Raw genomic sequence first — 23,600 nt, forward strand, 5'->3', positions numbered from 1 at the left:
TGCTTAGGCTTTCAATTAAATTATTACTTCATTACCTCCATGACGGTTTTATCACCCTTTCAGCCTAATTCATCCCGCAAATATGCAACGCCAAAATTTGTTTGTCATACAGTTTTTTTGCAAAAAAGTAGTACATATATACTAACTTTTGCTCACTATATTGAAGACTTACTCAGCCAAATCACAGAGATTGAATTTGATTTAGAACTATTTGCAAAAGAGTGATCGCATTCTCTTTCTCAATCACATCGGCGAGTCAGAGCTATCACCCAAGAAGGGCAGATTCAGGTTAAACCACAGCTACCGATGGACATTCTAGGCGTTTACATTCATCAGCCTGGAAAAATTCGTCATTCGTAATATTTCGACTGCGCTCAATACAAGTTCGTAATTCGTAATTTTTTAGACAAGTTTTAAGAATAAGGGTGTGAGAGATGAGTGTAGCAGGGATTACTTTAACGGGTGTTCAGATTGAAGGTAATTTGTTAGCAGCAGATATAACTGCCGAATTGCTGGCGGGTAATCTCAAAGGGTAAGCACCAGAGGATTTTGGTTTTAGTAAAAGCGACAAACTAGCAGATGAAATTGCGATCGCTTGGGGTGATGCTAAAGCTTATTGGACAGCATTTCAACGGCAATTAGACAGGTTAGATGCAGATGACACAGCCACCAGCGTTACCCGCGAACTGTGGGTAGTTCCCTTGCTACGAAGTCTCGGATATAACCCTGTTTATACGGCAAAAGCCGAAGTGGTGGAAGGACAAACATACGCGATTTCCCATCGTGCAGAACCTACCCTCATCGGAGTTTAGCGTTTCACCCATAAGACAACTCCATTGCTTTAAATTCTCTAAATACCTAAAGCGACTTCTAATAAAAAGCTGCATCTCTCAAAAAACACATTGGGTTAGGTGAGAAATAGGGGTGAGTTCTAAACCAAAAGCCTGAGCTTTTTTCTTAAGGTTATTAACTACCCGCTCTCGATAGCGTTGGTGATAAGCATCAACGCCAAGGTCAATGAATGTATCTCCAGAAGTCCAAAGTCGATAAAAAATACGTGCCAATTTATCAGCAGCAGCAGTAATAGCTTTGGCAGCGCCCATCTTGGCTTGCATAGGACGGTAATAAGCGCCTAAAGCTGAGTGGCTGCGGCAAAGAGTTTGAGCCGCCATGCAAAAAGCGTTGGCAGCGCGATTAACAACACAGCGAGTTTGAGAACTTTTAACCTTACCACCCGTCACCCGACTACCAGGGCATAAACCTAGCCAGGACGTGAAATGCTTGAGAGTAGGAAAACGAGTCGGATCTAATCCCAACTCAGACAACAAAATCAATACAGTCAAAGCACCAAAGCCCTGAACTTGTGTAAAATCAACGCCACTAATACGGTACAAGTGAGTAGGCAAATCAAATTGGGGAGCGTTCCCTGGTTGCTTTTTACCCCGGCGTTTGGGTTTAGTTAATTGCTTTTTTGTCAGATCAACTTTATCAGCAAATCAAGCCAAGCATTACTCAATTTGGGCAACATTCGGGCGAATACTGCACCATTGATAAGACGGTTTTTGCTGTCACAATACTACTTTAGTGTAATATTTATTGGATTTAAAACTTTCAAGTGCCTGTGTTTCTTCTATATTTTGCTAGTGCGTAGCCGCGCTAGTTAGAGGCTCACATCTTTGGGATAACGAAGAGCTTACCTTTAATGGAAATGACCACAATGCCATCAGTGAGAAGTAAAGGTAATTGCGTTTTATCAAGAGGGCGCAGGAAAAGGGGATAAATCTAGCTTGGAGACTGGTTTTCGCAGCGCTTTGACAACCCCTAAATCTTGATTCTCTTTTGCAGCGAAATACTTAACAGGGTCAAGGGCTGTACCTTTGTCGTAGGCAACACTAAAATGGTACAAACCCCGAAAAATCATCTCTAAAGAAATACGGTCAAAAGGTAAGGATAATTCGTCTGCAACCGCATCTCCCAAATCTACTAATACTGCATAAAATAACCAAGTAGCCTATACTTGTAACTTTACACCATTAATAGAACCAGTCTACAAGTAAGACAATGCCTGCGTTCGTCGAAGACGTTGGCGCAGCCATCGCCTATTTTTTAGGATACAACGAGTTTGAAAACACGTCCTAGCCCTACCTACGTAATCATAGGGCTTTTAGGCTTGGACTTTTGCAACAAGACAGTGGTGCAAGATCTGAGAATAGCAACCGCGACGTGAGGTTATCCCTACCCTGACGTCTGCTGAACTGCCCTCTCGGCGGCAGAGAAACCGAGCTTTGAATGAGTGCCATCACAAAACGGCTTCATGGTTGAACCGCCACAGCGGCACAGCGCAAGCGTCTCCTGGTTGGAGTGGAACTGCTTCCCTTTTGCATCTGTGACTTCGACTAAACCCGTGACTAAGAAGGGTCCGTTATCAAGTGCGGTGATCTTCGTTGTAGAAGCCATGATTATTTCCTTTGAAAACTTAGTTTTAAGACATTCCATTAGTTACTATAAGCGACTCATTTAAAATGTAAAGTAGGTACTTAAAAGTAACCAAAACACGTTTGAGAAACTACTTATGTCATTGCCAGAAAAATCTACCATCTGCTTAAAATTGGGTAACGGGGCGTGAGTAGTAATGGATACTGTTGGCGAAGTCAAAAAACCCTGCTGTCTAGGTGGGTAAGTTTAACGATAAGGGACTTCCAGAAATTAAAATATACAGTAAAAAAGAATGATAATCATTACAAGAGGAAGGGAGAGGCTGCCTGCGGCAGCTTCTCCCTTCCTCTTTTTGTAGTACAGGACTTAGGCAACTGGCACAGGCGATCGCTAAATTTTGGTACATGCGTATTAGCATAACTGATGCAACTGGTACAGGGCGCTCGCTCTTTAGTAGTACATTAGTATTATAAGAAAGAATTTCAGTGATCGGCTTAAGTTTAAATTAGTAATACTAATCAATTGTGTAAAGTTGACTGAAAAATTTTCTGAGAAAATTAATAGATAGTGCATCAAAAAAAGTGGTTTAGCAATGAGATTTACTAAACTTAACTATTGCCAATACTTACTAAGCAGTCAAATTAATTATACTCTCACAAATTCGGCAGAGCAGAAGCGAGCAGATTAGTCATGATCAAATTAACCGCTATCTCAAGATTGATTTGCTAACGCCAAGGTTGCTTTGGGATAATGTTAAAGATATCATCCAAGTTAGTGATAACGCATATTTAGTTTTTGATCATACAGTAATTGATCAACGATATGCCATAGAAACAAGACTTACGCAACTGGCACCATTACTTGTGCCAGTTGCGTAAGTCATGAGTTAATTTGACTGCTCAGTAAATATTGACAATAGTTAAGTTTAGGAAATTTCATCAATAACCAAATTTTTGTACCTTCGATCAATTTTCTCAGAAAATTTTCAACAACAAGATACGTCATTGATTATTATTAATTCGAGTAACGCTAATAAAACACATTCTCGCCAGTTCAATACTTATGTATTAGTGATTAGCGATCGCGCTGTGTCAGTTGCGTAAGTCCTGAATGTTAAAGCAACTTGTGTAATGACAATCACCCCCTTAAAACTTTTCAGACATCCTCTGAGGATAAAGGGCAGGGGGCAGAGAGCAGGGGAGAGAACTCCCTAAGCTGAAGGGGTGACAAATAGGCTAGAAAGCAGACTGGATAAGAGTCATAGCACGTAGACCTTTATGGAAATAAGCTAGTTTACCAGGCTTTAAACGCATGAATTCATGAGCTAAATCAGCCCAAAATTCCATTGCACCCACCCACAAACAGCCATATAAACCAACCCAAAAGGCACTATGTCGGCGGTGCGTAGGCGTAGCCCGCCGAAGGCATCGCTTTAGTTCCTGGAGACGACCAATATATTTTTGTAGTCCCATGTTGCGAGAGTTACGACCAACTAAGATGGCACAAGTATAACCAATAGCAATTAATAAAATCAGTGCGATTAAGCGTTTACCATCAGCATAAGTAGATTCAAGATTATAGCCACCAGTCTTGCAATCTTTGAACATCGCTTCAATACCACTTCGCAACTTAAATACTTTAATGGCATCTTTGAGGCTGTCAAGGTTCGTGAGTAAAAACCAACCAGCAGGCTCCAGTTGTCCACGATATTTCCGCTTATAATATCCAACTAGATTAAATTTAGCAAAACCCTTCTGTTTGGTAAATTGAATACCCTCTAGAAAAAACGAAATCCCTGGATTTAATCCTAAAGATTGCAAGCGTTGGTATGGCTGATGTTCTTGTCGAATATAAGTGCCAAGATTCGCCGTAGCACAAAGTTAATTCTCTTGCTCTGTAACCAATTCGCTTTTTTGTGCTATTAAACTCTCTATCCCCTAGCACCAATATTTGATATCCTTGAAATAATCTTAACAATGGGCGAATTAACTTTTTCTGCTCACAAAGATTTCTACATCCTCTTTTTGGTAACAATAGCCAATAAACAGGGATAGCTCTTTTTTGTTCTATCAGACTAATGACAAATACATTTTCACAACGCCACTGTGTTCTATCAATGGCAAATATCAGTTGTTTCTTTGGCAGTTTTCGGCTGTTTTTTACCCATCGTTTGATTAATGGAAACCAGAGATATTGAATTGATAACTGTGGCAACAATAAAAATCTTTGCATACTTCGTCGCCGACTTTCAAATTTTTTGTAGGGGGAAACACTGTTGCTAGCTTCTCAATTGTTACAGTTTTGTGAAATTGCAACAGCATAATCAAGATTTCTAGCATTTTGTACTGTGTCGGTGTCAGTAGCTTTTGAAAGCAGTTTTGGTAGAATTTAGGTAACATTATCGTTTGATAGGTCTTGTTGAGAATACCTGACCTATCTTTTGTTACCCCAAAACGGTCACACTCTTCTGTTTTCTCGCCTTTTGCCCCTTTGTCACCCCGTCAACTTCCGAATATGTCTTTGATCGCTTACTGGGTCTGTACGATTGGAGTCTGAAAAAAGTCTTAAAATATCACTTTACCACGATGATTTTATCTGTCGTTCTATTCGCGGTGACAGTTGGGTTGTTAGTGGTAGTTCCCAAAGGCTTTATTCCTAGCCAAGATACCGGACAAATTACAGGCATTACCCAAGCAGCCCAGGATGCATCCTTTGATAATCTTGTCCAGCATCAGCAGACAGTTGCTAACCTGATCCGCCAAGACCCGAACGTAGATGCAGTCAACTCCAATATCGGAGCGGGAGCGAGTGCTAATGGCAGTGGAGCCGCAGTTGCAGCCAATTCCGGGAGTTTATTTATTCGCTTAAAACCGCGATCACAGCGCCAACTTGGGGCTGAGGAAATCATTCAAAATTTGCGAACCAAACTCGCCACTGTTCCAGGCATCCAAGTATTCTTACAAAATCCCCCAGCGATACCTATTGGCGCTCAACAAAGCACAGGACTTTATCAATTAGCACTCCAGAGTTCTGATGTCAAACCCTTGCAGGAGTATGTTCCTCAACTTGTTGCTAAAGTTATTTTCCAGTAAGTTATGGTTCTTTTTTTTCCATAAATTATTTCTCGGATCTATCTGGTTTCTGATTTTTGGTTACTAAATGTTCTGGAGAATTCATACCACTTATTCGCCCTAACGCTCTGTCCTGCGGGCAACCAGACTCCATGATTACAACGAAATTGATACAACGTAAGCTAAGTTATATTCAGCTATTTTTCTAGTAAATTGGCTACTTTCACCAGATAAACTATCAGCCAGTACTAATTCAATATTAAACTCTAATTCAACTAGCTCTGTAATAATTTCTGACGTAAGCTCTATTTTTGTTCTATATTTATCTGACTCTTTTAATCTTCCTTTTGGTTTAAATATTTTTACAATTAATGGAAACGTTATGTTAGAGTAAACTCCATAAGCATTGACTGAAACTATCCCATTATCTATTTTTTCCACACTTACCAAATATTGTCTAGCTACATAATCAGTTTTTTTACCTTTCTTCCTATCTCCGGTTTCATCTATTACTAGCGTAATTGCATTTCCATTTAACACTCTCTTGATTTTATTTAATTTTCGGATTTTTAATTCATTTACTGACCAATCTGAATTTGCTATAAAATGAACTAAAGACTGAGTAGAGTTTATACTTACTACTGGGAGCAATTTCTGGTAATGATTTTCTTTTGATTGGCGAGATTATTCCTAAGTGCAAATATTTGAAGCACTGATAATTTCTCACTTATTTAAAGAAATCTTGAGATTCTGTACAATATTCATCTACGATCTGTGCTTGGCAGCAGCGCTTCACTATTGCAACTGTTGGGTGGGCATAAGAAAGCCAAATGTTTCAAGTATTTGTAATTCTACATCCATTGCCCTGCTTACCTCAAGAGAGTTTTTTCTTTTAATCCTTTTATTTAGAATACTCGGAAAGTGACACAAGAGGGATATTAATTTGCGTTCGCCCTGTGCCAGTTGCGTAAGTCCTGTTAGTAATACTTCTGCTGGTTTAGGTTTTGCGAATTCATCTGTCACCAAAAATTTTCTCAAATCTCTGTTAAAAATCTCAGTTGAAACAATTGTTTTCAAAGTTCATCTATGTCGAAAGACAGAATTTTTTCTTTTAGATATATACCATTGATGGGTTGAAAAATTAAAAGCCGATGAAATAAAGTAAAGCGTCCAAGTAAAAACTATCTCAATATTTTTTAATTGAGCGCTTTGGTATAAATTGTTCACAATGTAGAAATAGAAACAAATAGCGTATGGATCTTGGTCTTAAAGATAAAGTCGTTGTAGTTACTGGAGTTGATTCCGGCATTGGAAAAATGACGGCTAAACTGTTTACTGGTGAGGGTACAAAAGTTACTATTATCGATAAGACTTCAGAAACTCTTCAACTGGCGGCTGAGGAGTTAAAAAAGTCAGGAGAAATATTTACGGTTCAGGCAGACCTCACCCAGCCTAGAGAAGTTGATCTGCCAAAGAGCAAATACTTGAGTGCTTTGGAATAGTTCACATTCTTGTCAATGCAGCAGGAATTACAGGTGCTACAGGAGATTTACTGGAGTTAGCGCGTGTAGATGAAACCAGCACCACAAAGCAAAAGTAAAAAGTCAAAAGAATTATATTCCAAGCTTTTGCACCATTTGAAATGGTACGTTTATTTCCGCCGTGTTGTACTAGTACTCGACCAACTCAATAATCATGGGTGAAAGCAAGCTGTTCTTGAGCAGGGAGAGAGTTGTTATATCAATTGGTAATAAAGGGATGTAAGACCTTGCAGCCGTACCAAGATTGTATCTAGTTTTTCAACTTCGAATCTGTAACTGGATTTGAAAGAATTGGTATAACTATTATTCTTAATTTAAAAGCTGATTATGAAACAGATAGAAGGAGTTGTTGCCAAAATCACCAATCTAAAAGATGGTGAAATGCTACAGGTGTCTGTCGGCGAGACAGAAGTTTTGCTAAGTCGTATCGATGGAAAGTATTATGCTGTCGGCGCACACTGCACTCATTATAAAGCATCACTGGCACAGGGGGTGCTGAGTGAACATCATGTTGTTTGCCCTTGGCACAATGCCTATTTTAACGTGACAACTGGCGACCAACTAGAGCCACCTGGCTTGGATGATTTAGATCGCTATGAAGTACGCATTGAAGGTGAAAACGTTATTGTCAGCGTACCAGAGCAAACAACAGGATTCCGATCGCCTGCAATGGCGCAATTTGACCCCAACGTTGATGGACGCACATTTGTCATCTTAGGTGCAGGGGCGGCGGGTGTCCATGCTGCAGAAACTTTGCGAGTGGCTGGATATCAAGGGCGAATCGTGATGATTACTCAGGATGACAAGCTACCCTATGATCGCACCAAGCTCACAAAAGACTACTTCATTGGTAAAACATCCTCTGAGGAAATGCCCCTGCGATCGCCCAATTTCTACAAAGAATACAGTATTGAAGTGCTGTTGAATAAGCGAGTTGAACGGGTGGAAACAACGGCAAAAGCGATCACCTTTACCGATAGCGCCAGCAGTAGCGACGCAGGAACGTCTGGTGATTCATTAACTTATGATGCTTTATTGGTAGCAACAGGAGGAAAACCACGCCAGCTAGATATTCCAGGTGCGGACTTAGAAAATATTGTGACATTACGTAGTTTTAATGATACTGATTATATTTTGACAAGTATTAAGGAAAAAGGACAAGCGGTAGTCATTGGTTCGAGTTTTATCGGCATGGAAACCGCAGCTGGGTTGTGTCAGCACGGCTTACAAGTAACTGTGATCTCGCCGGATTCTGTACCTTTTAAGAAAACCCTGGGCGAGGAAATTGGCAAACTATTTCAGCAAGTCCATGAAGAAAACGGCGTTTGCTTTAAGTTTGAAAGAAAAGCGGTGCAATTTGAAGGTAACGGTAAAGTAGAAACTGTAGTTTTAGATAATGGCGATCGCTTAAAAGCAGATATAGTAATTGTCGGAATTGGTGTACAGCCCGTAACAGACTTTCTTGAGGGTGTCGATTTGCATCCCAAAGATAGTAGTGTTGTTGTTGATGAATACTTGTGTGCAGCTGATGGCATATATGCCGCAGGCGATATTGCCTGTTATCCCGATTGGCGTACCAGCAAATCAATTCGCGTTGAACATTGGCGAGTTGCAGCTCAGCAAGGGCGAATTGCAGCTCATAACATGGCAGGTAAAGCAGTCAAATTTAGAGGGCTTCCTTTGTTTTGGACGATGCAATTTAAGTTTCCGTTGCGCTACATCGGACACGCCCAAAGTTGGGATGAAATAATTGTCGATGGAGATTTGCAAAAACAAGAATTCATTGCTTTCTACGTCCAAAAAAATAAAGTCTTAGCAGTTGCAACTAGCCATAAAGATACGGAAACAGCAGCTATCTCAGAATTGATGCGCTTGAACCAGATGCCAACTGTTGAGGAATTACGAAGCGGTATAATCGATTTGATTCAAAAACAGCCTGAAGCTAATAATCAGCACTAGCTTTGTAGTCAGTGCTTTAGTACTTAATTCAGTACTTTAGTGCTGATAACAAATCAGCCAGACCAATAAATTTGAGATCAAAATAATTTGCAACCTATTACATCTATAGCAATCCTAAATCAATCATGAGAAAACACCATACTCATTCAGCTTTGGTAAGTCAAAAATTTGACAATGAATTGTTAGCTCAAACAACGCCTTGATTACAGTAAAAGAATGACAGAAAAAATAAAACTCTCTAATAAATCGTTTTGCTTGTAGCCAAATATCTTCTACAGGATTCTGTTGTGGTGGCTCAAGAGTGGGCAGGTAAAAGAACAGCAGGAACTAGAAAAACGCTCGGGTAGAGACACTTCAACGGTGACAAGATGGTTACAGAAATATCGATTAGGTGGACTTTCTAGGTTATTGGAAATTAAGAAAGCACCAGGTGCCAACCGAAAAATAAATGATGATGTGATCGCCGCACTCAAAATTGAGTTGGAAACAGGAAAAGGGTTTAGTAGTTATGGTGCGATAGTAGAATGGTTAAAAAAAGAACATGGACTTGAGATTGAGTATGGAACGGTTTTTATCAATTTTAGATGAGGCTGCATAGAAGAATTTCCTTGCTAGGCATGGAGTTTCAACTGTTTTCTTCTATGCATCTTCATAGATAATTAGTATTATCGCATGTAACTTTCTAGAAAAAGCCTGAAACATACTTACTAAACTTGATATAAATCTTTCTGAGGAGGGACGAACTTACTCAAACTTTACGAGAATATTGAAAAAGTCAGTTTGCTTGTGATAACCGATAAAACCTGTAGTCTGGAGTTAATAATAATGGCCGATGTAACAAATATAGCGACTAAGCTTGCTGATCTAAAGCTTTTTCAGAATGTTTTGTTGGAAAGTGAACAAAAATTAATAGCACAGACGGACGACAATACGATTTGCCAGCGGCTCGAAGGAATGATAAACAGCGACCGCGAAAATCTTGGCATCATCGAAGCAGCTATTTCTAGATACGGCAACGCAGCAGAACCTCGCAACATTACTCAACAACATGCCCAGAAGGTAAGCCAAATGATGAGCGGCTCTGAGCTAACTCTGTATGACAAGTACTTACAGCTTGAGTTGCTAAAGCATCAACAGACAATGACTGGGCTGGTTTTACACAAGGTTGCCCAGTCCTTGAATGATGAGCTTCAAGATTTGATGGAACCGCTCAACCGAGTTAATTTTGAAAATCGCGCTCACCAAGAGATTCTTAAAGGCGTTCTTTACTTCGTCGGAACGCGAGAGATAGCCGGTAAAGAACCTGACATGGGTCTGTGGGCTAGCATTGAACAGGGAATTGCAGCCCTTAAGGGTGCTGTAAGCAGCGCGGTAAGCTAGTAGCAATGAGTGGCAGAGGGCGCGTCATTCATGGGAGCGTAATTGATTCAGATGATTTATGCTACATCGAAGCATACTTTTCAATAGTGAATCATCTCTAACTCAAAACAATTATCATCATTAAGGGGATCTCAAATTTGTTGATTGAAACCTTTAATTACGCGACAGCTTTTTTTATAATGAACATCGTTGTAACAATAATGAATGCACGCTTGTAAACGTGAAGCCTAGTCAGAACCATCGGTGATAAGTTAAGATAAAGAGCATTTTGTCAATCAGTTAAAATACTCAAAATCTTTGTAAAGATAATGATAATCGTGTGGGGGGAGAAGGTGAGGCGGCGAGCGATGCTCGTCGCCTCACCTTCAATTTGATTATCATTATTTTTAAGGTCTTTTACAAATTAAAATAGGGTATGAAACAGTATTGTAACGAGAAAATAACTTTGTCAAAAGTGGACTGAATTCTTAAGTAAATTCAAGTTCGCAAACGAGGTAATGAAAAATTTGGTTTACCGCCATGCCAAAGCGACCAAAACAAAACTCTGACCACGCACACCGACATAATACTCCTACTATAGATAATGAAGCGATCTCCAAACATTTAGAAGCTTTATTAACCCTAGCTATTTTTGCTCAACAAAAATATTATAAACAGTTAGGATGTCGAGACATAATTTTCAATTGAGGTTGTAATGTTGCCACTTGTGAAGTGGGGTCTATTAGATGGACAGATGCGCGTGGGCATAAAATGCGTGCATTACGTGGTGATATGCCATTACTAACTTTGTTTAAAAAGCTTGCTAAATTAAAAGTAGAGATTTCTCGCCAGTATTTGAACAGGATGGAGACAAACACAGAAGTCAAAAGCGCTTCTCCAGAGCTTGTCAGTGACTTATGTCAAGTATTTGGCTATACCTTAGCTGAATTACTGTGTTTAAAATCAACTAAAATTGTGCAATTAGGGGTTGATATTTGCGACTTTTAGTTGCAAAAAAGATTGTAAGGGAAAGCGAACTGCCTACCCCCGAACGCAAAAAGGGATCGCAAACTAATTCAACGAACCAAAACTGAAGTGCCGCTATTTAAAGTAGCCGAAGCTAAAACCGGAGTAGCCGAAAGAAAACTTCTAACGCTGGAGCCGGCGGGGAGATGCCGATGACCTAACTAACGTGAGTTTGGGTTAAGCCAGAAGCTCAAAAGCTTATTCTATAAGGATTGAACAAAACTCTGACTGATCGAGGAAACGATTAAAATGGAATCATTTTGTCAATAAGGTTCACAAATGAGACTAATCTCAACAACATGCCTTATAGAGAATAGATTCAAACTAAGCTTCAGACCGAATAACAATAAGTCAAGGCTTTTGAGGATTTCTTATCCGGAACTCAGGTTAACTAAGTCTGAAAACTGATTGTAAAAAATCAACATTCCAGAATCAAGGCGATCACTACTTCAGAAGTATGCGGTTGCCTTTTTACTTCATAAGACTGCACAGAGGTCAACCGCTCAATACCTTCTCTACAGCCTTGTATTGTGAATTCTTGCTAGACAATAACTGAAATTTAGAAATATGAGGCTACGCCAAAGCAATTTGAGAGCGTTGCGGTAAACCACAACGTTATTTACACAAAACAAAAGGCGATCGCTATGTCTAGCAAACTCTGTGATCGCCTTTTTACCCCAAGTTAGAGGTATTTATAATAATGACACAAGTTTCAACCCTTGCGCCAACAAAAGATCCGTTGACGACCTACGATTGCCAAATCATTGTAACCATCGTGAATAAGTCCGATTATTCCCACGATTGCCAGCCCAAAAATGTGGTGACGATTTGGATTAACTCGGATGATATCGTCTGGGTAAAGCCACAGCTTTGTTCGATACCACAAAGAACCGTTCAAACCTGCAGTAGCAGAGGTGAAAGAGGCTATTGTAGCGCTCTTCAAAGTTATGCCTGTGGAAGAAATGCCGGGAGTTCGTTGGGAGTTGGTAGCAGCATAAGTAAAAGGTGGGTTTTCATACCCGCCACATAAGCAATCTTTGTAAAATAAAACACATTTTACGCATTTACAGTAATTGAAAATGATAATTATTATGAAAAGTGTATATTTTATTTTCTGGAAGTCCCTTATTGAAATAACTCATGAAACCCGTTATTATATTTCATCTTTAAGTGAAACTGCTCAAGAATTAGCTGAACGAATTAGAGGATATTGGGGTGTTGAAAATAAAGTCCACTATGTTCGAGATGTTACCCAAGGCGAAAATAAATCTACAATTCGTACTACCCCTCTTCCTCAAAATTTTGGGATCGCTCGCAATTTTACACTCAATTTATACCGTGATCAGATGTTTAAAAATATAGCACAAGCCCAACGACTCTGCTCTTTTGGTTTAGACACACTCAAACAACTTTTTAGAATGAAATAGCCCTGGCTTAGTTACAACTTATTTTAATAACATTCCTATTTAGGGATGTGATTTCTCATGAGTTTTACTATGAGTTATAGAATAAATTTTATGAGTTTCAGAGCCGATGAGACAACTAATATTAAAAGTAATTCGGTGCAATGTTATATCTAATGCAACACAACCTTCTTCAGTCAGAAAATTTGCATCAAAACCAAAAATCTGATGAGTTAGTTTCTTAGGAGAATTTTATGGTGGACTCAATTTACATTAATGCTGGTGGAGGAGCGATCAGAAGCTATGGTGCGGATGCCTACTACAGTGGCGGTCAAAAAAATGTTGTACTTAAGTAAAAGCACTTTTTGATAACTAGCAACTTTTCTCAAAACTCATTTAGGATTTCTACAGGAAGTAGTATATGGATATTTTGGTAGATAACTTGTTCATTGAGCCGGACTATGCTCCAGAATCTCAAAGGATTCCAGGATATCTGATCCGCAGTACAGCAAGAGCGAATGTAGAAGATTTACAAAATATCAAAGAAGATAATACACGCCCAACCATTCAAACAATAATTGATCTCCTTTATGCAAAAAGTAAAAATTGCCCGAAAAATTCTGACCAACTAGGAGTAGTAATTGCTATTCATGGGTACAACACAGGAGGTGCAAATAGTGATTTAAATATATTACCCGTTACCAATGAGGCGATCACAGATGGAATTTGGAAAAACTATCAACAACTTTGTAAGTATGTCAACAGTAATGCCTTAATTTCTCAAAAGTCAGATAGTTTAATGTTTCTTGGTTATCGCTGGCCTTCGGAAACTATTACAGGTCAAAATATTATTACTTCTCTAAGTACTTTACCCTTTCTACTCAAGGTTCTACTATGGGGAAGCTTAATTATGACAATCGCATCAGTGTTATTGTTTTTCTGGTTCTCTTCCCCAATGTTTGTTGTTCCGGTTGTTTTGGGAACATTCGGTTTTAGCATTGTTTTCAGCCTGATTATTTTGCGTGTAATTGTATATTTTCGTGATTCTTATCGAGCAATCAACTACGGAGTCAACGATCTGGTTGAACTGATTCGCCAACTAGATAAAGGTTTGATAGAGCGCTGCTTTGGAGAAGTTAAATCAAAAGAGAAGGCTCAAAACTATTGGAAACAACACCCAATAAAACTCTCGTTCATTGGGCATAGTCTAGGTAGTCAGGTAACTACACAAGCAGTCCGAATTCTCTCTGATGTCTTTGACTCTGATTCTGTAGGAAACATAAATAATAATAAAGATGGGAAAAGACCTTCTTCGCGAATTGGGCAGGTTTTTAGTTTAGGTCGTTTAATTCTTGTTGCACCAGATATTCCTGTACTGACAATTACTTCTGGAAGATCCAATTTCTTACGCTCATCGTTACGAAGATTTGAAGAGGCGTATCTATTCAGTAACGAAGGGGATTTAGCCCTACGTCTTGCTTCTACGGCTGCTAATTACTTTTCCTTTCCAGCAAAGACCCGAACACAAGGGTATCGGCTAGGTAATGTGACTGTTCGTTCCAATAGCTATCACAGCAGTAAGTTAAACAAGGTAGCAAGGCAATCGCAGAGTGAGTATGGAATTGTCAACTGGAAGGATCAGAACTTACGCAAGCCATTATCTGAGATTAGTTCATTACTTAATTATTTAGAAATTAATGTCTTGAACAAAGTGCGAAGCCAGGGATTAGATCCAGCTAACCAAGAATATCATTCCACAGTTGCCACAGCAATTAAAGATCAGGATCAGGAGTCGTTAGCTGATTTATTTACTTACTTTGATTGTACAGAATACAAAGACCTAACAGATTATGCTAATGTACCCAATCACAATCGCTACGTCATGATTCTAGACAAACAAACCTCGCCCTTAACTTTTTTTGAGTACCTGCAACTCGGTTGGGCATATTTTCGTAGGAATACACCAGATGTCCACGGTGGCTATTTTTGGGGAAAATTTAGTCAGCAGTTAATTTTTCAACTGGCCTTTGTTGGCTTCCAGGAGTTTCTGGAGTTTCTGCTGGTTACCCCACCAAAAGATATGGGAATTGAAGAACTGCAACCACCGGAACTTGAGGATAAGATTGTTTGGGCGAATAACCTTCAAATAGGGGCAGTTTCTGACAGACTACGTACTGAACAAAGGCAGATTGCGCTCAACTATCTCTCATGGGTCATTGAGAAAAAACAAATCCAAGCAGTATTATCACCAGAACGTTACCATATTGATGTCATGGGGGAAAAACGCGAAAAAATTCGCTCTGAAATTACCTCAAAAAAATGACAATAGTAGAAATGACAAAAGTTACAATAGCACTGCTAGCGAAAGTACTACTATATTTGTAAAATCAAGTATGATCTGAGTCCAAACCTGCAATTCCTTACTGCAGCTATTCTTTGTGAAACTTTTGCATGTTTTATGGTAAATGTTCAGCGGGTACAAAAAACAGAAAAATAGCCCCCAAAATAAATTAATAAAATTAGGCAGCTCTCAATAACTCAAAATCATCAGAACAAGTAATAACTTATGGATGCAAAGAGAGCGCAGTATTAGCAATAGAGCAGTAATAACAGCTTGAGTCATAAACTCTAAAATATTATGCTTTTGAGATTTGAGTGTTGTAACTACAGTTAACATCCGGGTAACAAAAATACTACCACCTTGAGTCTGAGAACCAAAACTGGTACGTCTCCAAATTACGGTAGGACGAACAGTTCTTTTTACACAATTGTTAGTCGGTTCAACACCAACAGTTGCTACAAACAGTGCAAGTCAATTGATGCAAACGATGCTTGATGACTATGGGACTGATATGAGGAATTTCTATTACTTAATTTATTAGATTGGGATGGTCATTTTTGATCATCTCTCCTACTTCCTTGAACTGTTACAAATTTTGAATGTAATAAAATTTACACAATTGAAAAACTAATTATCTTGTAAATAAACTTAAGTTCATCATTTTAGTATTTTATCAATCCTCCTTTAATAAAATGTAAACACTTACAAAGTGTTGAGAAATAAAGGATTAATGCCTAAAATCAATAACTCTTGTTTGTTTTTTCCTATTAATGCATAAGTTCTAGTTAAGAGTATTTAGTGAGGGGAGTGAATATGCTTTACCGCCATTTTTCTTTTTTGCTAAGTCTATGTGCTATTGCTGTACTTGAAGGTAATTTGCCTACTCAAGCTCAAACAACTCCTATTGTTCTTAATCCAACAACTTCACTGATAGAAAAGAAAGAAGGTAAAGGAACTCAAAGAGTCAAGTTATATTACTTTCGGAATGCAGAGGTTGTAAAGACAATACTTGACAAGGTGAAAAAAGACGAAAATTGGAGTCTCACAATAGAGCCATCAGGGACACCTTCTGACGAGATAATTCTCTATGGTACGAGTGCAGAAAGGAAATCTGCTTACCGAATCATTGCTGCAATTGATCTTCCTCGTCCCGGTATTATGATGCAGATGTGGGGAATCCAGATTTCCAGTAATGATCCCAAGAAATTAGCTCAAGTAATGGTGAGAGTACAGGAGGAAATTAATCAAACTCAACAGTTAGTGCGAGAAACATATGCTCAAGTTGAACAATACGCGAAATCTAATATATCTGAAAATGACTTTGATCGCGAGTTTAAAGCTCTTGTTAACGATCTAGGGTATACATCAGCCCTGAATTCCCATCGCCCTCTAGCTCTGACAGATATAGTCATACGTATGGTGGCAGCAGAAACGGCAAGCAGCCACGTGACAAAAGATATGGCAAATTACCTGATGCAATATTTTGAAAACGATGAACGGTATAAATACTATTTAACTGAAATCAGAAAACAAGGAAAACAGCCACTCGAAAGGTTTTTCTCTCTTCGTGGGCTGAAGCTAAACTGCAAGGTTGAAAACACTAAAAATTCTGCTATTATACCTCCTCAAAATTGTTGGAAAACAGGTTTTGAAGACAACTACGCCGAAGTGAGTCGCGATGTATTGCTTGATTTTGCGTTACATTATGGTCACTTTGTTAGCAAACCAGATCAGTTTAGCCCTTACTATCTTCAACAATCAGCCGATGTCTTGAATAATCGCTTACAAGATACTAGTGATGCCTTAAATAAAGACATCGAAGATTTTTTTGTTGTGCCTACTTTGCTCAAAATCCAAAAGATTGTGAGTGAATATAAGGGCGTAGAATATGCACAGGTGGGTAGGACTAGTGTAGCTAGTTTGAGTGGGATAACAACTAAGGTAACGTCGGATTCGGTTAGTGCTTTCGATGTAACTCCACCCTTGAGGCTTTCAGACTTGCTTACATCAGCTGACGAACTCACAGGTCAGGTTGACAAATTTATTCCACAAGTAAATACAGCGATGGGCAAAACGCCAACGCTTGGCTCTTTGCCGCTTGCTCGAGTTATAAGTCTAGTTGCTGCCTTGGGAGAGCAACAAGCTCAATTTCGTGAGTTGAAAACTGGAATTACATTGACATTAATTCCTAATGTGTTACGAAATATGAATTCTGCTGAACTCGAAGTTGATTTGACTATTGCCGACCCAGTATTTTCTGGTTCAGAACAGAAAGGATCACAAGAACCGCTATCACGTATCGGTCAACAGAAAGTGACAACCACGGTTTACACTAAGGCTGTGGATTTTTTTGCTCTCTCAACATTTTCTAACCAAAGTACATTAAGTGGGGGACGTGGTTACGTACCTATTATCGGCACGGTTTGGAGAGGTATTTTTGGTCAAGTGCCTGTATTGGGTGATTTGTTTAGTTGGAAAAGAGGCCCTAAGAATGTTCGTCATGAAAGCCTGCTATTGACGAACTCCTTCATTACACCTACAGCTATGGGAGTGGGTTTGCTATATCCATTGGAGAGCGGCAACTTTGATGATGACAAAAAATTCTGTGAGTTAAAGAGTCGGGTTGAAAAATATACACAGAATCGCATACTTGTGGAAAAAAGTGTTTGTAGTAACAATTATCGGCAATTAAATGTAAAACAGTAAGGTTCAAATACAGTAGTCAACAGGGAAGAGGGCTAAAAGCAAATATTCTAGTCACTGTTGTCAAGGGGATATTTGAATGGGAAAGTTTTTCGGCAAGAAATTACTGCTACCGTTTCCGAAATGCCAGTGGCATACCCTTGAGCATCAAAAGTCAGGGAGTCTACACAAGCTTGTAAAGCTGAAGCCAGGGGAGGTAAACATTCCTTTTCTGCTCTGTTTGTTGATATCTGTTGGTTCAACACTCGAAAACATTGACTTGTATCCGCTAAAGCAAAATTGCAGAGCCTTGTTGCCCGTTCTGTTGAGGTTACATTCCGCAAATCCAGAAAGCATTGACTGGTATAAGGTGTTGCTATGCGGCATAATTTTTCCGCCCGTTCCAAAGAGATAGAATCTCTTAATTCCTGAAAGCACTGACTTGTATAACCAGTTGCGTTACGGCACAATCGTGCAACTCGCTCCGTAGAGATATCTCTGCGTAAATCCTGAAAACATTGAGTTCTGACACTTAAGCCGTGTTTATAATTCCCTTCATTTGCTTCATTTGGTGATTCATATTGGTTCTGGGCGTGTACAGGTATACACACTGAAAATATGATGAATGACAAAATTATGGGAGTATGAACTAAACCAAAATCCAAGTTGAAAATTTTCATACTTTTTGTTTTATAAGTTAAAAAATAATAGCTATATCAAAACTGAAGGTAATTTTTATGAAAAGTTCCAGTGACAAAGCACAGTCAATAGATACAGAACTAGCCCTTTTAAGGTATTGTCAGTAGACCGAAAAGTTTTGCGATCGCTGTGCGAGGAATAGCTGACTAAGTGTTTTTTTTTAATTAGTCATTTTAAATATCAGTGTCAAATGGCTGAGTTAACCTCATAACATAAGTAATGCTAATAAATCAGCCAAGTGTAAGAGCAAATGTCGCACCAAAATATAGTTATGCGATTCTTGTAGAGAATTTTGTGAAAGAGTTTGTTTTGAAAAAGGGGGGGATGACCACCTGTATGTTGATACCGCAGTACTTCTATACCTGAAATCTTATAACGATGTACCCACTCCATGATTGTCTAAGGGTTGCGTCCTGTTTCCCGACCTACCTGTGTTGCGCTTTTTCCATTACATATCTCATACAGTGCCATTAAACATTAAAAACGTCTTTTATCCTGTAAGGTGTTTGAGAATTGCCAAAAATTATGCTTTTAGAATTATCAACGAAATTACAGAGGTTTCAATATTTAATTCACATTAAACGTAAGTATCTCACTAACAACGAAAAATTCTACAATCTTACCCGTAGATGAGAATATTCAGATGCTTGAAATCTGGAACAACTCGGAATTTCTTGAACAAGGTATATACTAGGACGTTACTGTCAGTTTTATTTGTCAATGCGTGAGTTCTAGCATTTTTAGAAGTTGCGATCGCTTCTACCCTGACTTCTGCATTCCCCTCAACTCGGCAGATTTGAATTGCTCTGATATTCCCTACCGCAGAGAAGTAAATTATTCCAGCCGCTCTCCACGGGTTTGATAGAGATGGGGATGGTGTGGGTTGTAAACGGTAATTATGTCAATACACGGCTTTCGGTTAAGTAGTTAAAATTTTTCACATAAATCAAGATTGTTCAATTGACTCCGAACCTGTAAAGATTGTGGGAATAGCCATTACCATCAACATTATTAAGTTAGCAACCCAAAACAACACAACAATCCCAAAACCCACCGATGTCAAAGAGGAAAATGTTAATTGCGTGAATCCGTCTAGCAGTTGGCATATTCGAAAAGCTGTGTAGAAAAAACCAATGGGTACAACAATACTTGGTACAAGGGAGCGACTAAAGACACCTTCACAAATCAGTTGTACGGCTACTATCAATAGGTAACTTCCCCAGAATACCCATGAAGATGGTTGCCTCCAAGAAAGAGCTAACAAGCATATAGGTAACAAAATTCCAGCAACTAAAGCTAACTTGACCCACCATCGCAAAAATTGTAATTGTGTCTGGTTAAACCCAATTTCTGCTGTAAAAGGTAAACGTCGAGCTTTCACGCCGAAACCATACGCAAGAGCTAGCACAATTGTAATCCCAATAAAAAGCGTCAGAATCAATCCATTATTAACTGTCATCTGCTCGAAAACACTAATTTTCACACTCCTAGTTTAATCTGGCTCTAACATCCTCTCCAGCTTTGGCTGCTAATAACGATGTTTCACCGTCCACTATATCCCTCTTCTGTCACTTTCCGAATTAAGCAAGTAATAAATCTTCGATAACCGCCCTTGGGTAAGATGACTTCTTTGATTCCTAATAATTGAGCATAGTTTTCGTTTGTTTGAGAGTAAACACCTCTGTCTCTAGTTACGACTTTTGGTGATGAACCAAAGTTTTCTACATGTTGGTTAAGACTTGATGTATAGCTATTGCTATAAAGGTTTGGAGTTTCGCACTCCTGACTAGTCTAAACTCCAGTGAGAACTGATCGCTACCTTGATCGCCAAAACCTGACACAAACCCAAAGTTCGTGAAATTTTGCAGCAGCTTGAGACGCTCGACTAAACGAATAAAATTGCTGCAACTCAACAATTTGTAATGTAAGATTCAAAGTGCGATCACTAAAAGATTTGGGAATTATAAAGGATATTAGACGCGGATATTCTGCACCATCTCTGCCAGCATCGGATTGTGCATAAAGACATCAAACCCGCCAATATTTTAATTGATCCTGATTCTAAACAAATTAAATTAATTGATTTCAGCATTGCTTCCTTACTGCCTCGTCAAACCCAGGAAATTCAAAGTCCCAACAATTTAGAAGGGACGCTGGCGTATCTTGCTCCCGAACAAACGGGGCGAATGAATCGCAGCATTGATTATCGCGCCGATTTCTATGCATTAGGCATCACCCTTTACCAACTGTTGAGCGGACGACTGCCGTTTGCAGCAGACGATCCTCTGGAGTTAGTGCATTGTCACATTGCCAAGGTTGCCATACCTGTCAATCAGGTGCAGGTGGATGTGCCGATAATTGTGGCAGCGATCGTTGCTAAACTGATGGAAAAAAACGCAGAAGACCGCTATCAGAGTGCGTTAGGACTCAAGCACGATTTAGAACAGTGTTTACAAGCGTGGAAAGCTACAGGTACGATCGCCGTTGCTTACAAGTTCTCGCACGATCGCGTCCAACAGGCTGAATACTTGCAGCAAGTTCGGACAAACCAAACCCAGTATAAGATTTGGGTAGATAATTGCCCAAAGAACTTTTTGCATAAATATCTACTCGTTGAAGCAGAACTGTATCGAATTCAAGGCGATCGCGTACAAGCAGCAGACTGTTATGATCGAGCAATTGCTACGGCAAAAGCCAATCAATTTACCCAGATTGAGGCGTTAGCAGCAGAATTCGCTGGACGGTTCTACTTAGCCTGAGGACGCGATCGCATCGCCCAAGACTACTTGCTAGATGCCTATGACGGCTATATCCGTTGGGGAGCTAAAGCCAAAACGCATGACTTAGAGCAGTGCTATCCTCATCTACTGCGCCCCATTCTTCAGCAAACTACTCAAAAAGATGTTAATCTAGTCCCATAATCTCCAATAACCCGAACAATTACAAACAATAACTTAAATGAACTTGATTTAAAGACTGTTATCAAAGCGTCCCTAGCTTTATCCAGTGAAATTATATTAGAGAAGCTGATTGCTAAATTAATGAAAATCATTGTTGAGAATGCAGGCGCTCAAACAGTAATTATAATTATCGAACGTGAGAGAAAATTGGTTATAGAAGCCGTAGAAGGAAGAAAAACTGATGTAAAAAGTATTAATCAAACTCTTGAAACTCAAGTTCCTATCTCAGCGATTAATTATGTTATCCGAACCTTAGAGAACGTTGTTTTAAACGATGCAGTAAGAGATCATTCATTTGGTAACGATCATATATTGTTAAAAAACGACCAAAATCTGTCCTCTGTATACCTTTAATTAAACAAGGAAAATTAATCCGTGTTCTTTATTTAGAAAATAATTTAACGACTCATGCTTTTAGTGATGATGGTTTGGAAGTTATCAAGCTTCTCTGTTCCCAAGCCGCTATCTCATTAGAAAATACTAACTTAGTTGCTAATCTAGCAAAAGCTAGAGAGAAATTAGAATATTACAATCAATCTTTAGAAGCAAAAGTTCAAAAACGAACTCAAGAGTTAAAAACTAAAAATAGAGACCTCAAAAATCAAGCTCATCAACTGAAAATCGCTCTAAAAACTCTTAAACAGACCCAAACTCAACTAATTCAATCCGAAAAAATGTCTTATTTGGGACAGCTAGTCGCGGGAATAGCTCATGAAATTAATAACCCCGTAAGCTTCATCCACGATAATACTGTTCATGCTCAAAACTATGTAGATGATTTATTAAGATGACTACAACTTTATTGGTCAGGACTTACGCAACTGGCACAGCGCGATCACTAAAGTGTAGTACATAAGTATTACGAAGTCTCAATTCTGAAAGCTTTGTATTCACAATAAAAATTGCTTGCTTTAAAGCTCTATTGAAATATTCATGAGAAAATAAGTAGAGGATGTATTAGATAAATGTTGCTCACGGTAATGAGATTTACTAAACTTAATTACTGCCAGTACTTGCTAAGTACAGCCCACCATAAAAAAGGGTCGGAAATCATGCCCTATCGGCTCTACTATTTTAGTAAAAACAACTATTAAATTTATTAGACAAATAGGCTTTACCACCGGAACCAAAATTTGGCTCAGGATTTCTTGGGACTTGCCCAGAGAAATGATACCTGAAAACTGGAATAATTACTGCCGCAATGGTCAATTTGTCTACTCCCACTACATTCTCTGCGGTAAAATCACCCAGCAAGGATTTCAACTCTACTGCTGTACTTATGGAGGTCGAGACAAACACGGCAACACTTGCTGGCGACTGACACCTAAACGATATGCTGATGGTTGGGCATTGGCATTTAAAATGTCATATCTTGGGATAAACAGGAATTGAAATCAGGTAAAATAGTTAAAATAAAAAAGTTTCCTTAAACTAAAAAAGTCAGACTGTTCCGGGTAACTGTCTCTCCCGATAGAACGGATTTAATTCGCAAAAACGATTTCTCTCAAGATTCTACGGATGTTGTACAACAAGTGTGTAAGATTCGATGGAAAGTTGAGGAGTAACACCTTTGAATTAAAACAGTTGCTGGTGTTTAATCATGTCAATGCCGTAAAGGCCGTATTCAAAGAAATCATGAAAGCCTCGCGCTATTTTAGTCTGGATTAGACTTAAAGATTTAGCTTATAGAACTGGTCAAACAATTTATCAAATTAAGCACGGACTCTTGTCAAATTATCTAGTTCAGCAATTAAAACGTCTAGATGTTCCTATGTTTATTGTCTAGTTGTTTGGCGCTCGGCGCGGCTGCGCCGCGCCATCGCTTGTGACAGTTGCGTAAGTCCTGCTCATGAAAATATGTCCTAATAGGACACAAAATGATCTGGGTGCGGACACATTTCACACAAACTCTAGTGAGGGAGAAATTTTATCCATCAACGAATATCAGCTACGACCTTTAATTGGGCTAGAATCGTCAGGGCAAAAAGAAGCATGGCAGCAGTCCGTAGAGGCAGGGGTTGTGATTCGTACAGTCTCTAAAACGCTCAAAATCTAAGCTCGATAAAGGTTTGGGTAATAGCGATGCCTACGCCGGCAAGCTACGCACCGCTTGTAATAAATGC

The 23,600-nt window shown here is 39.1% G+C and carries 21 protein-coding genes and 7 pseudogenes; 18 read left to right on the forward strand and 10 right to left on the reverse strand.

Annotation, left to right across the window (positions count from 1 at the left end):
* Positions 1-225: hypothetical protein (locus V7L20_RS15470; protein WP_334744936.1), on the forward strand; the 225-nt coding region annotated here is incomplete at its 5' end.
* Between the two features lie 665 nt (positions 226-890).
* On the opposite strand, the gene V7L20_RS15475 is transcribed toward V7L20_RS15470, so the two are convergent.
* The 3 genes and pseudogenes from V7L20_RS15475 to V7L20_RS32645 all read right to left on the reverse strand — a co-directional run bounded on the left by V7L20_RS15475 (position 891) and on the right by V7L20_RS32645 (position 2,496).
* Positions 891-1,406 carry an IS110 family transposase gene (locus V7L20_RS15475; protein WP_334744937.1) on the reverse strand — a complete coding sequence of 172 codons (516 nt, stop codon included), beginning with the start codon at positions 1,404-1,406 and terminating at the stop codon, positions 891-893.
* A gap of 359 nt (positions 1,407-1,765) precedes the next feature.
* Positions 1,766-2,110: pseudogene (locus V7L20_RS15480) on the reverse strand (IS4 family transposase); the annotation flags it as partial.
* Positions 2,111-2,235: 125 nt separating this feature from the next.
* Positions 2,236-2,496, reverse strand: coding sequence for a CDGSH iron-sulfur domain-containing protein (locus V7L20_RS32645; RefSeq protein ID WP_442943555.1), 261 nt, complete (start codon positions 2,494-2,496; stop codon positions 2,236-2,238).
* 532 nt (positions 2,497-3,028) lie between these two features.
* Here V7L20_RS32645 and V7L20_RS32650 point away from each other — a divergent pair.
* Positions 3,029-3,269, forward strand: a pseudogene (locus V7L20_RS32650) (IS701 family transposase); the annotation flags it as partial.
* A gap of 402 nt (positions 3,270-3,671) precedes the next feature.
* On the opposite strand, the gene V7L20_RS15485 reads toward V7L20_RS32650, so the two are convergent.
* Positions 3,672-4,256, reverse strand: a complete 585-nt coding sequence (locus V7L20_RS15485; RefSeq protein ID WP_334744938.1) for a hypothetical protein — start codon at positions 4,254-4,256, stop codon at positions 3,672-3,674.
* 615 nt (positions 4,257-4,871) lie between these two features.
* On the opposite strand from V7L20_RS15485, the gene V7L20_RS15490 reads away from it, so the two are divergent.
* A complete protein-coding gene (locus tag V7L20_RS15490) occupies positions 4,872-5,528 on the forward strand; it encodes an efflux RND transporter permease subunit (protein ID WP_334744971.1) in 657 nt (218 codons plus the stop codon).
* Between the two features lie 41 nt (positions 5,529-5,569).
* On the opposite strand, the pseudogene V7L20_RS15495 reads toward V7L20_RS15490, so the two are convergent.
* Positions 5,570-6,368, reverse strand: a pseudogene (locus V7L20_RS15495) (IS701 family transposase); the annotation flags it as partial.
* Between the two features lie 392 nt (positions 6,369-6,760).
* Between V7L20_RS15495 and V7L20_RS15500 the strand changes: the two are divergent.
* Both V7L20_RS15500 and V7L20_RS15505 read left to right on the forward strand, forming a co-directional pair.
* Entirely contained in the window at positions 6,761-7,009 is a 249-nt protein-coding gene (locus V7L20_RS15500; RefSeq protein WP_334744939.1) for an SDR family NAD(P)-dependent oxidoreductase, read from the forward strand.
* 366 nt (positions 7,010-7,375) lie between these two features.
* Complete coding sequence (locus tag V7L20_RS15505) at positions 7,376-9,007, forward strand: FAD-dependent oxidoreductase (RefSeq protein WP_334744940.1); 1,632 nt, start codon at positions 7,376-7,378, stop codon at positions 9,005-9,007.
* A 123-nt stretch (positions 9,008-9,130) separates the two neighbouring features.
* Here V7L20_RS15505 and V7L20_RS15510 read toward each other — a convergent pair.
* A pseudogene (locus V7L20_RS15510) lies at positions 9,131-9,298 on the reverse strand (IS630 family transposase); the annotation flags it as partial.
* On the opposite strand from V7L20_RS15510, the gene V7L20_RS15515 reads away from it, so the two are divergent.
* The 4 genes from V7L20_RS15515 (at position 9,293) to V7L20_RS15530 (ending at position 11,374) form a co-directional block, all read left to right on the forward strand.
* Complete coding sequence (locus V7L20_RS15515; protein ID WP_334744941.1) at positions 9,293-9,595, forward strand: helix-turn-helix domain-containing protein; 303 nt, start codon at positions 9,293-9,295, stop codon at positions 9,593-9,595. The pseudogene V7L20_RS15510 and the gene V7L20_RS15515 overlap by 6 nt on opposite strands.
* 366 nt (positions 9,596-9,961) lie before the next feature.
* The gene (locus V7L20_RS15520) at positions 9,962-10,387 is read left to right on the forward strand and encodes a hemerythrin HHE cation-binding protein (RefSeq protein WP_334744942.1); all 426 of its coding nucleotides are present in this window, start codon (positions 9,962-9,964) and stop codon (positions 10,385-10,387) included.
* Between the two features lie 519 nt (positions 10,388-10,906).
* Positions 10,907-11,074 carry a hypothetical protein gene (locus V7L20_RS15525; RefSeq protein WP_334744943.1) on the forward strand — a complete coding sequence of 56 codons (168 nt, stop codon included), beginning with the start codon at positions 10,907-10,909 and terminating at the stop codon, positions 11,072-11,074.
* A 63-nt stretch (positions 11,075-11,137) separates the two neighbouring features.
* A complete protein-coding gene (locus tag V7L20_RS15530) occupies positions 11,138-11,374 on the forward strand; it encodes a helix-turn-helix transcriptional regulator (RefSeq protein WP_334744944.1) in 237 nt (78 codons plus the stop codon).
* A gap of 730 nt (positions 11,375-12,104) precedes the next feature.
* Here V7L20_RS15530 and V7L20_RS15535 read toward each other — a convergent pair.
* Positions 12,105-12,335: a hypothetical protein gene (locus V7L20_RS15535; protein WP_334744945.1), complete on the reverse strand. Its 231-nt coding sequence runs from the start codon at positions 12,333-12,335 to the stop codon at positions 12,105-12,107.
* Positions 12,336-12,483: 148 nt separating this feature from the next.
* Between V7L20_RS15535 and V7L20_RS15540 the strand changes: the two genes are divergently transcribed.
* From V7L20_RS15540 to V7L20_RS15555, 3 genes are all read left to right on the forward strand, one after another.
* Positions 12,484-12,819: a hypothetical protein gene (locus tag V7L20_RS15540; protein ID WP_334744946.1), complete on the forward strand. Its 336-nt coding sequence runs from the start codon at positions 12,484-12,486 to the stop codon at positions 12,817-12,819.
* Between the two features lie 397 nt (positions 12,820-13,216).
* The gene (locus tag V7L20_RS15545; protein WP_334744947.1) at positions 13,217-15,118 is read left to right on the forward strand and encodes a hypothetical protein; all 1,902 of its coding nucleotides are present in this window, start codon (positions 13,217-13,219) and stop codon (positions 15,116-15,118) included.
* Positions 15,119-15,949: 831 nt separating this feature from the next.
* Entirely contained in the window at positions 15,950-17,842 is a 1,893-nt protein-coding gene (locus V7L20_RS15555; protein WP_334744948.1) for a hypothetical protein, read from the forward strand.
* A 47-nt stretch (positions 17,843-17,889) separates the two neighbouring features.
* On the opposite strand, the gene V7L20_RS15560 is transcribed toward V7L20_RS15555, so the two are convergent.
* The 3 genes and pseudogenes from V7L20_RS15560 to V7L20_RS15570 form a co-directional block, all read right to left on the reverse strand.
* Entirely contained in the window at positions 17,890-18,498 is a 609-nt protein-coding gene (locus V7L20_RS15560; protein WP_334744949.1) for a hypothetical protein, read from the reverse strand.
* 965 nt (positions 18,499-19,463) lie between these two features.
* Positions 19,464-20,000: a hypothetical protein gene (locus V7L20_RS15565; RefSeq protein WP_334744950.1), complete on the reverse strand. Its 537-nt coding sequence runs from the start codon at positions 19,998-20,000 to the stop codon at positions 19,464-19,466.
* 116 nt (positions 20,001-20,116) lie between these two features.
* Positions 20,117-20,257 (reverse strand): annotated as a pseudogene (locus tag V7L20_RS15570) (ISNCY family transposase); the annotation flags it as partial.
* 242 nt (positions 20,258-20,499) lie between these two features.
* Between V7L20_RS15570 and V7L20_RS32655 the strand changes: the two are divergent.
* From V7L20_RS32655 to V7L20_RS15595, 6 genes and pseudogenes are all read left to right on the forward strand, one after another.
* A pseudogene (locus V7L20_RS32655) lies at positions 20,500-20,997 on the forward strand (serine/threonine protein kinase); the annotation flags it as partial.
* Positions 20,998-21,558: 561 nt separating this feature from the next.
* The gene (locus V7L20_RS15580) at positions 21,559-21,831 is read left to right on the forward strand and encodes a hypothetical protein (RefSeq protein ID WP_334744951.1); all 273 of its coding nucleotides are present in this window, start codon (positions 21,559-21,561) and stop codon (positions 21,829-21,831) included.
* Positions 21,832-21,905: 74 nt separating this feature from the next.
* Positions 21,906-22,268 carry a hypothetical protein gene (locus V7L20_RS15585; RefSeq protein WP_334744952.1) on the forward strand — a complete coding sequence of 121 codons (363 nt, stop codon included), beginning with the start codon at positions 21,906-21,908 and terminating at the stop codon, positions 22,266-22,268.
* 376 nt (positions 22,269-22,644) lie between these two features.
* A complete protein-coding gene (locus tag V7L20_RS15590) occupies positions 22,645-22,869 on the forward strand; it encodes a hypothetical protein (protein ID WP_334744953.1) in 225 nt (74 codons plus the stop codon).
* Positions 22,845-23,263, forward strand: a pseudogene (locus V7L20_RS32660) (IS701 family transposase); the annotation flags it as partial. The gene V7L20_RS15590 and the pseudogene V7L20_RS32660, both read left to right, overlap by 25 nt.
* 63 nt (positions 23,264-23,326) lie before the next feature.
* Positions 23,327-23,533, forward strand: a complete 207-nt coding sequence (locus V7L20_RS15595; RefSeq protein WP_334744954.1) for a hypothetical protein — start codon at positions 23,327-23,329, stop codon at positions 23,531-23,533.
* The last annotated feature ends 67 nt before the right edge of the window (positions 23,534-23,600 follow it).

Source organism: Nostoc sp. (assembly GCF_036916735.1).
In the GTDB taxonomy this organism is placed as follows: Bacteria; Cyanobacteriota; Cyanobacteriia; order Cyanobacteriales; family Nostocaceae; genus Nostoc.